Origin of the sequence: Maribacter zhoushanensis (assembly GCF_029350975.1) — a bacterium.
Taxonomy (GTDB): domain Bacteria; phylum Bacteroidota; class Bacteroidia; order Flavobacteriales; family Flavobacteriaceae; genus Maribacter; species Maribacter zhoushanensis.
Map to the genome: position 1 here is coordinate 67,068 of NZ_JARKMR010000001.1, position 13,295 is coordinate 80,362.

The 13,295-nt window shown below is 35.3% G+C and carries 16 protein-coding genes; 4 read left to right on the forward strand and 12 right to left on the reverse strand.

What is annotated here, in order from left to right; genetic code table 11:
- Position 1 precedes the first annotated feature (1 nt).
- Positions 2–1,852: an ATP-binding protein gene (locus PXD56_RS00360; RefSeq protein ID WP_276491377.1), complete on the forward strand. Its 1,851-nt coding sequence runs from the start codon at positions 2–4 to the stop codon at positions 1,850–1,852.
- Positions 1,839–2,423, forward strand: coding sequence for a precorrin-2 dehydrogenase/sirohydrochlorin ferrochelatase family protein (locus tag PXD56_RS00365; protein WP_276491378.1), 585 nt, complete (start codon positions 1,839–1,841; stop codon positions 2,421–2,423). The genes PXD56_RS00360 and PXD56_RS00365 overlap by 14 nt, the downstream gene beginning before the upstream one ends.
- Before the next feature lies 1 nt (position 2,424).
- Here the strand turns inward: PXD56_RS00365 and PXD56_RS00370 are convergent, their stop codons facing one another.
- Positions 2,425–2,979 (reverse strand): hypothetical protein, encoded by a 555-nt coding sequence (locus PXD56_RS00370; RefSeq protein ID WP_276491379.1) that lies wholly within the window; start codon positions 2,977–2,979, stop codon positions 2,425–2,427.
- A gap of 182 nt (positions 2,980–3,161) precedes the next feature.
- Here PXD56_RS00370 and PXD56_RS00375 point away from each other — a divergent pair, with 182 nt between their 5' ends.
- Positions 3,162–4,220, forward strand: a complete 1,059-nt coding sequence (locus tag PXD56_RS00375; RefSeq protein WP_276491380.1) for a phosphotransferase enzyme family protein — start codon at positions 3,162–3,164, stop codon at positions 4,218–4,220.
- On the opposite strand, the gene PXD56_RS00380 is transcribed toward PXD56_RS00375, so the two are convergent.
- The 3 genes from PXD56_RS00380 to PXD56_RS00390 all read right to left on the reverse strand — a co-directional run bounded on the left by PXD56_RS00380 (position 4,215) and on the right by PXD56_RS00390 (position 7,157).
- Complete coding sequence (locus PXD56_RS00380; protein ID WP_276491381.1) at positions 4,215–5,072, reverse strand: SdiA-regulated domain-containing protein; 858 nt, start codon at positions 5,070–5,072, stop codon at positions 4,215–4,217. The two genes, PXD56_RS00375 and PXD56_RS00380, sit on opposite strands and share 6 nt — an antisense overlap.
- 120 nt (positions 5,073–5,192) lie before the next feature.
- Positions 5,193–6,467 (reverse strand): sensor histidine kinase, encoded by a 1,275-nt coding sequence (locus PXD56_RS00385; protein WP_276491382.1) that lies wholly within the window; start codon positions 6,465–6,467, stop codon positions 5,193–5,195.
- Between the two features lie 12 nt (positions 6,468–6,479).
- Positions 6,480–7,157, reverse strand: coding sequence for a response regulator transcription factor (locus PXD56_RS00390; RefSeq protein WP_276491383.1), 678 nt, complete (start codon positions 7,155–7,157; stop codon positions 6,480–6,482).
- A 161-nt stretch (positions 7,158–7,318) separates the two neighbouring features.
- Between PXD56_RS00390 and PXD56_RS00395 the strand changes: the two genes are divergently transcribed.
- A complete protein-coding gene (locus PXD56_RS00395; protein ID WP_276491384.1) occupies positions 7,319–7,765 on the forward strand; it encodes a PepSY-like domain-containing protein in 447 nt (148 codons plus the stop codon).
- 61 nt (positions 7,766–7,826) lie between these two features.
- Here PXD56_RS00395 and PXD56_RS00400 read toward each other — a convergent pair whose 3' ends face one another.
- The 8 genes from PXD56_RS00400 to PXD56_RS00435 all read right to left on the reverse strand — a co-directional run bounded on the left by PXD56_RS00400 (position 7,827) and on the right by PXD56_RS00435 (position 13,235).
- Positions 7,827–8,393: a TlpA family protein disulfide reductase gene (locus PXD56_RS00400; RefSeq protein WP_276491385.1), complete on the reverse strand. Its 567-nt coding sequence runs from the start codon at positions 8,391–8,393 to the stop codon at positions 7,827–7,829.
- A 132-nt stretch (positions 8,394–8,525) separates the two neighbouring features.
- A complete protein-coding gene (locus PXD56_RS00405; RefSeq protein ID WP_276470627.1) occupies positions 8,526–8,714 on the reverse strand; it encodes a hypothetical protein in 189 nt (62 codons plus the stop codon).
- A gap of 45 nt (positions 8,715–8,759) precedes the next feature.
- Positions 8,760–9,002: a hypothetical protein gene (locus PXD56_RS00410; RefSeq protein WP_276491386.1), complete on the reverse strand. Its 243-nt coding sequence runs from the start codon at positions 9,000–9,002 to the stop codon at positions 8,760–8,762.
- A gap of 36 nt (positions 9,003–9,038) precedes the next feature.
- Positions 9,039–9,236 (reverse strand): hypothetical protein, encoded by a 198-nt coding sequence (locus PXD56_RS00415; protein ID WP_276491387.1) that lies wholly within the window; start codon positions 9,234–9,236, stop codon positions 9,039–9,041.
- A complete protein-coding gene (locus PXD56_RS00420) occupies positions 9,202–9,594 on the reverse strand; it encodes a hypothetical protein (RefSeq protein ID WP_276491388.1) in 393 nt (130 codons plus the stop codon). The genes PXD56_RS00415 and PXD56_RS00420 overlap by 35 nt, the downstream gene beginning before the upstream one ends.
- A 39-nt stretch (positions 9,595–9,633) precedes the next feature.
- Positions 9,634–9,903 (reverse strand): hypothetical protein, encoded by a 270-nt coding sequence (locus tag PXD56_RS00425; protein WP_276491389.1) that lies wholly within the window; start codon positions 9,901–9,903, stop codon positions 9,634–9,636.
- Positions 9,904–9,912: 9 nt separating this feature from the next.
- Positions 9,913–10,089, reverse strand: coding sequence for a hypothetical protein (locus PXD56_RS00430; RefSeq protein WP_276491390.1), 177 nt, complete (start codon positions 10,087–10,089; stop codon positions 9,913–9,915).
- A gap of 530 nt (positions 10,090–10,619) precedes the next feature.
- Positions 10,620–13,235, reverse strand: coding sequence for a M14 family metallopeptidase (locus tag PXD56_RS00435; protein ID WP_276491391.1), 2,616 nt, complete (start codon positions 13,233–13,235; stop codon positions 10,620–10,622).
- Positions 13,236–13,295: the final 60 nt, after the last annotated feature.

Here is a 13,295-nt window from a genome sequence, read left to right on the forward strand (position 1 = left end):
TATGGCCAATAATGAGCAGAATATACCATTGGACACGGCTACGTTTTTACGTATTCGTAAATGGTATTTATTGGCATTGGCAGCCATAGCGCTTACCGTTATTATAGCTCAAGTACTTATTCAATTGCACCTAAAAGCACAGTCGGGTGATTCTGAACTTATAAACATAGCCGGTAGACAACGTGCCTTTAGTCAAAAATTGACCAAAGAGACCTTACTTTTAAAAGAACTTAGTGACCCAGAAGATAAAAAGATGGTGCTCTCTGAAATTGAGAAAACCCTCGCCGTTTGGAAAGTATCTCATGTAGGTCTTCACTTAGGCGATGCCTCTTTTAACCTACCATACGAAGATGATCTTAAGGTCCAGGCTTTATTTAAAAAACTTGATCCGCATCACTCGGCAATGGTCAACGCGTTAGAAAATGTACTGGCATCACACCAGCAGAATATTGATACGATTGTTCAGCAAAAAGATTTAGATGCCCTATTGAACAATGAGCGTCAGTTTTTAAAACTCATGGATCAGATCGTAAACGAATATGATGCCCGTAGCAATGAACAGCTTCAAAAATTAAAACAGAAAGAGTATTGGTTACTTGCTTTTTCATTATTAATTCTTCTATTAGAAATCTTTGTAATTTTTAGACCCTTATCCATCCAAATTAAAAATACCATTGGTCATCTTATGGGTAAGGATGAAGAGTCTAAAGGACAATTAGAAAAAATTCAAAGCCTTTATGATGAAAAGGAACGCTCATTAAAAGAACTGCAAGAACTGAATTTTGTTATTGATAATGCTGCGTTATTCGCCAGTATTCGCAAAGACGGCAGTATTGTTTTTATAAGTAAAAAGTTTTTGGATCTTTTAGGTCATGAGACCACTCCTGTAAATAAGCCTATTTCTGAAATATTGACTGCAGAAGAGGGTCAGCAATCGTACTTGAAAGAGGTGTTGAAAATCAACAGAAAAAACGTTATACGAACAGAAGAGTTACAAGTTGTGAACGCCAAAGGAAATAATCTTTGGTTAGATATGTCTATTGTACCCATGCACCAGTCTTCATTAGAGCAAGACATTTTAATTTTATGCTCAGATATTACCGAGCGTAAAGAAAACCAGCTTAAGGTACAGCAATTGACCAAGCAGAATTTTGAGGAGCGCATGCAGCAAAAGAAGGTGCAAGCTAGCCAGATTGTAGAAGGTCAAGAAGAGGAACGTAAGCGTATTGCCAAAGATATTCATGACGGTATTGGGCAAATGTTGACAGCACTAAAATTTAATATCGAGTCTATAGATATTGAAGACCAGGCTAAAACCGGAGAAAAAATCGCCTACTTGAAAGCCTTAACATCTGATCTTATAAAAGGGGTCAGAACTGCCACATTTAATCTTACTCCGCCAGAATTAAGTGATCATGGTATTTTCCCTGCAATACATAAAATGACCACCGAGCTTTCTAAACTCACAGGTAAAACCGTGTTATTCAAGAATAAAACAGATGCAAATATCAGGTTCGACTCTCTTGCCGAAACTAACATTTACCGTGTTACGCAAGAAGCCGTTAACAACGCTATAAAGTACGCCGAAGCCAATTATATTTTGGTTACTTTAAACTACTCTTATCCTATTTTAAGTGTTGTCATAGATGATGACGGTAAAGGTTTTGACGACTCTATTTTAGGCAAACTACCCAAAAATAATAGTGAAGGTGGTATGGGTCTGTTTTTTATGAAAGAACGTATAGATTACATCAATGGTAGGTTGTTCATTAATTCTGAATTAGGAAAAGGAACACGAGTAACCATCAATTATAAAACCGAAGAAAACAAAATTTTACATGGAACGGAATGAGCTTTACCCCGTATTTTTAAAAGTATCTAACCTTCATATACTAATCGTTGGTGGTGGAAATGTAGCCTTAGAAAAACTTACTTTTTTATTAAAATCTAGTCCTACAGCACAAGTTGAAATGGTTTCACCAATGTTTAGAGAAGAAACTATAGCATTGGCCAACAAATTCAATATAAAAATGAATGTAGCTCCTTATGATGTTTCTTATTTAAAAGATAAAAATATTGCCATTGCCACTACAGATAATGTACCTGTAAACGAGCAAGTATATCATGATTGCAGAGAAAGACAAATACTGGTAAATGTTGCCGATAACCCTCCATTTTGTGATTTCTATATGGGCGGTATCGTAACCAAGGGCAATGTAAAAATAGCTATTTCTACAAACGGGAAATCACCGACTACAGCCAAAAGACTACGTCAATTTTTTGAGGATGTTATCCCTGAAAATATTGATGACCTCGTAAAAAATCTTAATGAATTCAGAAAAACCATTAAAGGTGATTTTGAAGAAAAAGTAGAGACCCTAAACGAATTTACTAAAGGCTTGGTGAACAAGAAGGAGGACTGACCTAATTGTCAAAACTAAGGTGGGCAACGTCATGGCTACAACTATAATGTGCGTTGTCTGCCGCATACACTGAAGAATCTGCAGACTCTTGCGCATCTCGCATTAGGCGTTGCGCTTTGCGCATGTAAAACTGTAAATTGCCCAGGTTGTTTGCCTTTGCAGCATTTTTTACATTTTCAAAAGCCTCAGTAGAAAAATCACGGGAATCTATAGCGTGCCTTTCTGCATCGATCGTATAGCTTATAGCTTCTTCAAGACCACAAGTTTGAGAATCATATTGCGCTTCTGAAGCTAGTATAACAGCTTCGTCTGCAGCATTAACTGCTTGACCCATTAATAACATAGTTATTTTTGCATTTTTTCTAGCCTTACTTATAGAAGCATCAAAGGCAGCAATTTCAGCCGAACTACTTAAAGAATCTGACAATGTACTGAACTGAGACATGTAACGCTGTACGTCGCTAATTTCACTTTTAAAAACTTCGCATTGCGCTTGAACATATGTTGATGTAAAAAACAATACAGCAACTTTAAGGTAGGTTTTAATCGTAATCATATTTGGAGGAAATTTGATTGGTTAAATTACTAACTGCATAATTCTACAAATCGTATTATTATTAGACCAACCGCATAAAATAAAGAAAATTCCTATTAATTAAACCTTGTACCCACTAAAATCAATTAAAAATAATGTGCAAGTTTTCAATACCTTTAAAAATTGAATTGTATTGCTAAAACATGAATAAACTTTCTATCAAAAAAATACTTGCCGAATTTAACCTTAATGGAAGTTCTTTACAATGGATTCCTATGACCAGCGGGCTAATAAACGAAACCTTTTTAGTTACCAATGACGATGACCAGCAATACATTCTTCAAAAAATAAATACTAAAGTGTTTAAAAATGCTGGTGTTTTAATGGATAATATTCAATTTGCTTTGCCTGTTCTCAAAGCGGACGACTATAGCCAAATTACTTTTTTAAATACAACATCGGGTAAAAATCATCTTATTCAGAATAATGATTTCTGGCGAATGATGACCTACATACCCAACAGCACCACTTATAATACAACGACCCAAACCTCTACCGCTTTTGAGGCTGGCCGGATAATCGGTAAATTTCACCACCTTTTACAATCTGTAGATTCTACTCTTTTCAAAGACACACTTTCTAATTTTCATAACCTCTATTATAGAACCCAAGAATTTCAAGAGGCATTGCAAAATGCAACTATGCAAAAAAAGGAAACCGCCAGTGTTGCTATTAAACAGGCACATACATTCCTTAGCGAACTTCAACATTTAGATGCTGAAAAATTACCGATTAGAATTTGCCACAACGATACCAAACTAAATAATATCCTCTTTTCTAAAACCACCGATAAAGCTTTATGCCTTATTGACCTTGACACCATCATGAAAGGCTATTTCTTCTATGATTTTGGAGATGGCATTAGAACCGTGGTCAACAATGCTCCTGAAGATGAGCAGAATCATAGTTTAATATGCTTTAATGAAAACCTTTTTAAAGCCTTTATTGATGGCTTGGCTGCCAACGACACATTTTTAACCAAAGCCGATCAGAAAAGTATGCCTTTGGGTGCTGTTTTTATGCCCTTTATACACGGGTTACGAGCACTTACAGATTACTTGAACAACAATAAATACTACAAAGTAACTTACGAAAACCAGAATTTAGACCGTTGCCTAAGTCTATTTAATTTTGCAGAAAAGGCTCTTGATAAAAAAGAATTTATGGAAAATTATATAGAACTAAAACTTAATTGGTTATAGTAATAATTTCAATTTGGTAATTGTACCCTTTCCATCATTCTTACCTTCACTTGAAATATATAAATCGCCTTGAGGACTAAAAGTAATTCCCTCTGGTTGTGGAAATATTTTCTTATCCAAACTATACCCCTTTTTAGCTACTCCGTTTTCATCTAAGATTAATAGTTTAGGTTTTGAACCTTCTAACATATATATCTCTTTTGTTTGAGGATGAATAGCAATATCAGATGGTCTAAAGTTCTTATAAATTTTCTTCTCCCTAAAGTTTTTTAAAACCTCATCTTCCATATCTAATTGCAATACTGGTTTGTACGCCAACTTATAATCTTCTAAAGAAAAGGCATACACACCTTTCATATTATCTGAATCAATATCACGGTCTTTAGGTATGACCAATAACTGATTTCCTGGTAAATCTAACCACAGACTTTCCATGTTATTTTTTTCACTGAACTTGGTCTTATATGTGGTAACCTTTCTATTTGGATTTTGAAAGTTCTTAATAACGGTAATGGTACCATCGCTCTCAAGTGCATAGGCATTATTACCTTCTATTGCTAAACCTTCATAATCACCCGCATTACCAAATTCAATTTCGTTGACTACTTTTTTCTTCTTCAAATCATAAATAAATATGATTCCGTCTTCATCTTGTATGGCTGCTATTTCATTTTCATTCATCCAAGAAATACCAGATACTTCTCGCAGTTCTTTTGGCAGTTCCCATCGTCCTGAAATTTCATAAGTAACCTTTTCGGCACTATCATACGGTAACCAATCCCTAAAGTTCATAAAAAGGAAACCCATGCCCAGAAAAATGGCGGCAATGGTCCAAAATTTGACTTTTGCCATATTTACTGATGTATTCGTAGTTGTCATACTTCCTTTATTTAAAACTATATACATAAAGGTAGGCTTCAAATCTGTAAAGAATTGGTAAGGACTAGTATCACATCGAGTTTTATAAAAACCTTAACTACTTGATGGAAAAATTACCATAAAATTATGCTGATCCGTAAAAGAATACTTTAGCTGTAATAGATATTTATCTGCTATCGCCTTACTTATGGCAAGACCTAACCCTGTTGAGCGACTATCTGATGAGACTTTTTTAAATCGTGTGAAAAGACTGTTGGTATCCAATGCTTTTTCCTTTCCATAATTTGTGATACTTATTTGATTTGCATCAATTGTAATGGTCACTTCTTTACCTGCATCACCATGTATAATAGCATTTTTGATTAAATTGGTAATCATGATTACCGCTAGGTCAGCATTCATAGTATAATGTACGGTAGCATTTTCGATTACATTTAAACTGATGTTCTTATGCGTGGTAAAGTCTAAAAAGTCATTTGCAACCTCAGCAACCAAGATATTCATATCTAAATACTCTTCTTCTAAATATTGTTTGTTATCGATCTTTGAAAGCAACAATAACGACTTGTTTAAACGTGTTAATCGAGTAAGGTTATCTAAAACCCCTCCTACTTCTTGTGTCTGTGAACCAGATAATTGATTTTTCTCCACTAATAACTCCAATTTATTAATGGCTATGGCTAGTGGTGTTTGTAGTTCATGTGCCGCATTTTCTATAAACTCCTTTTGGGCTATATAACTATCCCTAGATTTTTCGGTTAAACGCTCTACACTTTTGTTCAATAAATTAAACTCATCTATAGCGGTCTGTTCAGATTTTATAGGGTCATCTTTCTCTATTCTAAAGCCTTTTAACCTATCAATCAGTGTATAGAAAGGTTTCCATACTTTTTTCATGACCAAGTTGTTAAGCACCACAATACTCAAAATCAATACTAGGTAAAGCCCTACCAAATACTTAAATAAATTTTCTATTTGGTCATCTTCTTCTACCATAGAAGTAATGAGCTTTATTTTATAATAATTACCGTCTTGTTGAAATGTACTTTCAAGCATACGAATAGGTTCATACTCATCTTCGTTCTGCATATACATTAAAGTATCCCTATAACTATCCTTTAAATTGGTATGATTACCAACATGGGTGTTTTTAATCGTGTAATTATTGACACCAAATTCGGTGTCCTGCAAGAGATCTGGGTTGTCTTTTACTGCTCTTATAATTAACTGTTTTTGGTTCTCCAAGCCGTCATCCAAACTGTCATATACCTCATCTAACATAGCAAAATAGAAAATTACCGCCCATACAGAAATAAGTACTATAAGGAGTAAAGCAAAGTATTTTGTAGTGTGGTTTAACAGTTTCATAGCTACTAAAATTTAGATAACCTGTAGTTTATACCCAACGCCATAAACGGCTTCTATCTCTATACTTGCCATAGTATCTGATAATTTTTTACGTAGATTTTTAATTTGAGAATAGATGAAATCAAAACTATCTGCCTGATCAATATGATCGCCCCACACATGTTCTGCTAAAGCGGTTTTGGTAACCAAACGTGTTTTGTTAGATATCATATATAATAGTACATCATACTCTTTACGATTAAGGGCAACTTCTGTTTTATTAACCTGTACACTTCTACTTTCTGGGTCAATACTAACATTACCGATTTCAATAAGCTTATTACCATCAAACGTTCTGCGACGTACTATTGCTTTTACCCGCGCATGTAATTCAGCCATATGAAAAGGCTTGGGCAAGTAGTCGTCTGCCCCTAAATTGAGTCCTTTTATACGGTCGTCCAAAGAGTCTTTCGCCGAAACTATGATTACACCGTCATCTTTACCCTGTTGCTTTAATTGTTTTAAAAGTTCTAATCCATTACCGTCGGGCAGGGTAATATCTAACAGAATACAATCATATTCATACACCCCAATTTTAGTGTTGGCAGTTGCAAAATTAGCCGCTGTTTCTACCGTATACTTTTCGCGCTCTAAAGTTTGGCGCATATTCTCTAGCATTTGGGGTTCATCTTCTATAATTAGAATTTTCATGGCACTATTGTTTGCAACAAAAATATAATAGAATTCTAGAAAGATATGGGAATTATAAGGTCGTGCATTTTAACGCTAAAAAATGAGCAAATTGAATTCTATTCCCAATTTCTTCTAGATTTAGCTCTTTTCTTTGAAGGGAATTTAAAAATTATCTGATTATGAAAAATAAGAGTATAGTAACATTGGCTTTGTCCGTATTGGGCGTATTTACTGTATTTGCACAAGATATAAACCCCAACTATGTGCCTACAAATTTAAGAGAGAGTTTTGAGCTTCATTACCCCAAGGCAAGTAATGTGGAGTGGGAGTTGGATGGACAGTCTTACAAAGTTGAATTTGATAATAACAGACTAGAGCATGAAATTTGGTATGCTATGGACGGAAAAGCAACCAGAGCGGAACATGAAATTACCGCAGCAGATTTACCACAAGCCATTACATCTATAATTGCCAGTAACTACGCCGGATACAAAGTAGATTCTGTCGAAAAAACTACTGTAAACGGATCTACCACTTATGATGTAGAGCTTGATAAAGGATGGAATGATGAAATGGATGTAGTCTTTAATGAAAGCGGAAAAGTACTTAGCGAAATGATTGATTAATGTTTCTTTGATTGGGAGATGTGGGAAAGGCCGGAATTCATTTTTCGGCTTTTTTTTTGCGTTATTCTTTTGTTAAATCATCTATTAACTCGCGAACTTTTGTACTGTTCCAATCTGCCGCACCGGTTTCTTTTATGATAATTTTACCTGCGGTATCTATGACATAATTCGTTGGAATGCTATTTTCTTGTAATACATTAGGCGCTTGCATTTGCGGGAAATAGATAGGTAACTCATAACCTTTCTTTTTAATAAACCGCTGCACTCTTTCTGGTTCTTCTTGGGTCAATAGTATAAAATTGACTTTGCCTCCATAGTCTTTATACAACTCTTGAATTCCTGGCAATTCTGCAATACATGGCGGACACCAAGTTGCCCAATAACTGATAAAAGTAACCTTGCCCTTGCCTACCGCTATACTTTTAGTTTGACCCTGCATATCAACAACGGCATATTGAAACGGAGCCACCTCATTCTGGTCTTCTTCATCTTCAACACTAGGCGACCAAACAGCTACTTTCAGTTTATTGACCGCTACCTGAATTGGTGTTCTTGTCTGTGGAATTATCAACAACAAAATGAACACGACAAATATGATATCACTGATTTTAAATTTTCGCTTTTTCATGTGATGTGTGAGTCGAAATACTTGGTGATTGTTTACAGAAAATTTCAATTTGAGCTACAAAATGACACTATATTATCACTAATTCATTTAAATAAAATCTGAAACAGTACTATTGTTCAATTTAAAAGATAATTATGTGTTTTTCCGCTCTTGCAAATATCCATTCAAAATTACTCCAAATAAAGCAAGCCAAATTAAGCGATACATCCAAATATCAATTTCATAACCGAAGAATCGTCCTGTATCTCCCATACCCCAAAAACTGTATGCAATGGTTATTAAAGCTAATATCATTCCAATAATTGACAGTGTTTTTCTCATAATGATTAATGTTGTTTTTCTAATTACTGGACTAAAACTTAACCCTTATTTTCTGGAATCTAACTCTTTTTTTAACGTATTCATATTCTTCACATTCAAAGGAATAATAGCTGATAAAGCTAACGGAACTGCTAGTAAAGGAGTAATCCCATCTTTAATAGACATATAGATAAAGAAAAGTAAGCACCCTGTTAGAACAATTGCCAAAAGCCACACCATAGTTTTCGCAGCAGTATGTTTTTTAAGTAATTCTTCATTACTTAATTTAGAGAGTGATTCTTTGTTCATTTTTAATAATTAAGACGGTCTATTAAATAAATTTTGCTATTTGTTACAACGAATTTGGGTGTTCTTATTCCTCCACTGAATCCAATATTCCTGTAAACCTTCAGGGGTCTTTTTCAGCTTACTGATATCTAAAGATTCGCCTGGCAGTAAAAGAGAACTTAATTCCTTTTTTCTTCTAGGTAATGAAGGAGCATGATTCCTACCCACCAACATGATCAAAAGATGTGTAGGCATCGCATTTAGTAGCCACAGTAACAAACGGAATCCTAAGCTTATATGTCACCATACCAGAACCCATACCTTCAGTAGTCATATCTATGTTCGTAAAGTCTACTTTTACGTACTTATCCTTAGAATAGAGTTCCTTTAATTTATCCCCAACTTTGGCAGACATGGTGTTAGAAAACTGATGAGCAACATCTGACCCATTTATAAATTCTTTGCCATAATAACTGCCAAAACAACCATCATTAGTACATTCAATACTAACCGTAGTTTGTACTTGAGTTTTCACTGTTACTTTTTGGGAATAGGCAACATGAGATACCCAAACAGAAATAAGAAATACTTGTATGTACTTTATAAATCTCATTTCTCCTGGGTTATAGCCAATGAATCTACTCAAAGAAAACTACTCTGCCGTTTCTTCTTTAGACTTATTGTATTTGGTAAATTCTATCTTTTTATCCTCTAAAATCTTATAGAACCTACGGTGACTAATTTTAAGGTCTTTGGTGATTTGAGCTACCTTTTTCTTTTTCTTCTTGTACAATTTAATCTCTGCCGTTACAGCTTTGTTGAAGTAATATTTTCGTAACGCATCTACTACTTCTAGTTCGGTTTTGCTGCTAGTACTAGTCAACAATTCTATCTCAGATTTTATTTGTTGTAAGCCTTTCATGCCGCTGAGTTATTTTTCTGGAACCGGGTCAGAAAACATAGTTTTTAAATGCTCATACTTTTCTAAATCTTCTAAAGAATGATTGCCATAGTCATTGGCGATATCAAATTTTACATTGTTGTTTGCTAAAAATGTAGCTACTCTTTCAAGCTCTTCGGGGGAACCTTTAATTTCAATCTTTGCCATTATTTACAAGTGCATTTTATATAGTGCTTGCCTAATTTAATACTATTCTTTGAATTCTGTGTGGTAAAATACCCTAGTAAGGTATATACCTATTAAAGTTAATTGAATTTTTAGAATTTTCGCTCTTACGTTACCAATTCAGTAGATTTTCTTTAAAGTAACGTTAATTGGGGTAAAAAGTAAAGGTTAATTAATTCGTAGTTGTGCATCAATAAAAAAAAGCCCATTAATAAAGAGCAACACTAATAGATTCTGGGGGAACTTTAGTACACTAATATTAAGGGCTGCTTCAATTTAACATTTTATTAGGAAATACAAAAATCGGTTTTTTGAATTTGATGGAATTCGTTTATATATAAATCACTTAAAAACCAAGAAAGCAGCCATTTAGACTGCTTGAATTATTAAAAAATATTTTAAAAAGAAAAATGCCCATCAAATTGAGATAGGCATTTTTATTAAATATTCTCGAAGCTTGCGTTAAATATCTTCAACTGCGCCTGAATATGACTAGCGTTTCTAGTAATCAACTATTCTGCAGCTCCTTCAAAAATGGAGTTAAAAATAAGCTTATACGTTCCTCTTGGTTGTGCTCTAAACTGTGGTCTAAAAGCGAACAACACTACTGAACCTTTACCATATGTTGCTTTTACCATAGCCGGTTTTTGGGCGATGTACTTTTTCTCGCCCATTGCCCAACCGCTCATCAATAAATCTTTTGCTGCATAGTTAGCAATAACCTCAACTTCTGGCAATGGTGCATCTTTAATATCTTCTGTACCACCTTCGCCTTTTTTTGATTGCTTATCTATTACGAAAGCACGACTCTTGTTGAAAGAAACCGCAACGGTGTCTTGCATACCAAATGCCAGCGGATGTGAGGTTTCTATGCCCGTTTTAATCAGTGATCCTGGTATAAAAAATTCATTGCTATCTGTGCCTGCTGTAGCATCTTTTAACGGCAAACCAAATTGTTCTATTACATAGTTACTTGCCTCATCAAAAGCCAATAAGGTACCTCCATTTTTCACATAATTACTTAAGGCTACCGATCCTTCCAAACCAATACCGCCCGTAAATTTCTCTGGCATTTTTAGAGGCGAATTACCATGAAGAATAGATTTTGGTCGTTGCGATGGTATAATCAATACATCATACTGAGATAAATCTTTTGTTTGAATATCGGTATCGTGAAGGGTATCTGTTTCAAATGAATATTCATCCATAATAAAACGCGTCCATCCTTCATCCATATTTGAAACCCACGACTTATACAGACCTACTTTTGGCGCGTGAACCTTTGTCATTTCTACCTTTGGTTCTGCAGATAAACCTGTTACCTCTAAACCATACTCAGCCGCTAAGTCTTCCACAGAAGCACTACCACCCGATACGATATAAGCACCTGCCGGATATGTTGTTTTCCCTGATTTAAAAGACGCTTTTGTCTTGTACGCCGTACCACCTGCTTTCAACACTTTGTTGGTTACAATTACCGATGCATTACTGTTAGCACTCAATAAATATCCGAAAGATGCATTTCCTTTTACTTCACCTTCATAATATGGTGCTTCTTCTGATACTTTTTCTGTAGCTACTTTAAAAGGTTCAGCAATTTTATCTACCGTGATGCCCATTTGCATAGGTAATGTCCAACCTGCTAAGTCATACGGAGTATCTGGCGGGCCACCTGGATATTGAAAACGTGTTGGGTAATTTTGTTTTTCCATTAAATCCATTAGGTAAGGACTAAAGGCTTGTGCCGTGTAAATTACATAGGTACCTTTTTCATATTTCTTTCCGTCAATCTCAAAACTCTTGGTGGTTTTTTCAATTTCAATACCACCTTTCAACAATACATTTACCAAGTTTACAGACTCAAAAGCATCCCATTGATCTTTACCGATCACATAAGCGAACGGACCTTCTTCTTTTGATTTCTCAATTGCTGAAGCACCCATTTTGTAAATGTTATATAGGTAATTGCTCTTTCTGTCAGCAGCTAAATCCAAAGTTGCCCAAGTTGCGGTCAACATATAATCTACAGCATCACGAAAGTGAGATTCGCCACCTTTCCATGGGTCTGGATACATGATATCCGTACCATCTGTTGGTGTGCCACCAGCAACGGTTTTAGGTAATTTTTTAGGATCGTAAAATCTCGGCGTCGGACTCGTATGACCAACTTCGGTTAAAATTCCGATCATGTTATGGTAGTAAGGTACGGTACGCCCACCACCGTTCCAAAACATGGTATAAAAATTATCGGCAATTGCACCTGGCATATTCTCCAATGAAAATCTTTTGGTCATGGCGGAACCCACTTCACTTACACCCGCAGTAATTGCTGGATGAATTCTTGGATTTACTGGATCTGCATATGGTGGTAATGAAATTTTTGTCCAAGAAGGAGATGATTGGTGGTGGTTATACACAATCTGTGGATACCATTCATTATACAAGATCTTAGTAACATTATAGGTCTCTGGCATGGTATTCATAAACCAATCTCTATTGTTATCATGACCCATATAGTAGTGATATAAAATTGGAGGTCGCGATGTTTCATAAGCGGTACCTAAATTCTTTTTGTACCAATCTACAACAATGTCCAACCCATCAGGATTCATAACGGGCATTAGTATGGTAATTACATTGTCCCTAATTTTCTTTATTTCTGTAGTTTCAGCAGTAGCCAAGGTATAGGCAAATTCAGAGGTCATTTGACCATGTGCCAACTCCGTAGAGTGCATACCACCATCAATCCACACAACAGCCTTACCTTCTTCAGATAGCTTCATGGCTTCGTCATCAGATACTTGTACACGTGCCAACTTAGTGCTGATGTCTTTCCATTTATCCAAATCTTTAAGATTCTCCTCGCTAGAGATAAACAAGATGTACATTTTTCTACCTAGTACCGTTGTACCAATTTCAACTTTTTTTACACGATTAGAAGCAGCATCTAGTTGCCCAAGGTAATCTTCAATTTGGCTGTAATCTGCCAGTTTGTAGTCGGCACCTACTTTAAAGCCAAAAACATCTTCTGGCGAAGGTACGGTTTGCGCAATCGTCATAGATATGCACGAAATGGCGAGTACAAGGGTCAGCAATACCGCCTTGTAACAAGAGTTTTTTGTAGTCATTTTTCGAATTAGTTTGTTTGAACTAGGAAATTAAGAAATAGTAGAGAGCTAGGTAAATCT

What these genes read in the sequence shown, in the direction of transcription:
- PXD56_RS00395 (WP_276491384.1), top strand. Translation starts at nt 7,319, where the DNA reads ATGAAAAATAAGAGTATAGTAACATTGGCTTTGTCCGTATTGGGCGTA.
- PXD56_RS00375 (WP_276491380.1), top strand. Translation starts at nt 3,162, where the DNA reads ATGAATAAACTTTCTATCAAAAAAATACTTGCCGAATTTAACCTTAAT.
- PXD56_RS00405 (WP_276470627.1), bottom strand. Translation starts at nt 8,714, where the DNA reads ATGAGAAAAACACTGTCAATTATTGGAATGATATTAGCTTTAATAACC.
- PXD56_RS00420 (WP_276491388.1), bottom strand. Translation starts at nt 9,594, where the DNA reads ATGAGATTTATAAAGTACATACAAGTATTTCTTATTTCTGTTTGGGTA.
- PXD56_RS00430 (WP_276491390.1), bottom strand. Translation starts at nt 10,089, where the DNA reads ATGGCAAAGATTGAAATTAAAGGTTCCCCCGAAGAGCTTGAAAGAGTA.
- PXD56_RS00390 (WP_276491383.1), bottom strand. Translation starts at nt 7,157, where the DNA reads ATGAAAATTCTAATTATAGAAGATGAACCCCAAATGCTAGAGAATATG.
- PXD56_RS00370 (WP_276491379.1), bottom strand. Translation starts at nt 2,979, where the DNA reads ATGATTACGATTAAAACCTACCTTAAAGTTGCTGTATTGTTTTTTACA.
- PXD56_RS00415 (WP_276491387.1), bottom strand. Translation starts at nt 9,236, where the DNA reads ATGCCTACACATCTTTTGATCATGTTGGTGGGTAGGAATCATGCTCCT.
- PXD56_RS00385 (WP_276491382.1), bottom strand. Translation starts at nt 6,467, where the DNA reads ATGAAACTGTTAAACCACACTACAAAATACTTTGCTTTACTCCTTATA.
- PXD56_RS00400 (WP_276491385.1), bottom strand. Translation starts at nt 8,393, where the DNA reads ATGAAAAAGCGAAAATTTAAAATCAGTGATATCATATTTGTCGTGTTC.
- PXD56_RS00435 (WP_276491391.1), bottom strand. Translation starts at nt 13,235, where the DNA reads ATGACTACAAAAAACTCTTGTTACAAGGCGGTATTGCTGACCCTTGTA.
- PXD56_RS00360 (WP_276491377.1), top strand. Translation starts at nt 2, where the DNA reads ATGGCCAATAATGAGCAGAATATACCATTGGACACGGCTACGTTTTTA.
- PXD56_RS00380 (WP_276491381.1), bottom strand. Translation starts at nt 5,072, where the DNA reads ATGGCAAAAGTCAAATTTTGGACCATTGCCGCCATTTTTCTGGGCATG.
- PXD56_RS00425 (WP_276491389.1), bottom strand. Translation starts at nt 9,903, where the DNA reads ATGAAAGGCTTACAACAAATAAAATCTGAGATAGAATTGTTGACTAGT.
- PXD56_RS00410 (WP_276491386.1), bottom strand. Translation starts at nt 9,002, where the DNA reads ATGAACAAAGAATCACTCTCTAAATTAAGTAATGAAGAATTACTTAAA.
- PXD56_RS00365 (WP_276491378.1), top strand. Translation starts at nt 1,839, where the DNA reads ATGGAACGGAATGAGCTTTACCCCGTATTTTTAAAAGTATCTAACCTT.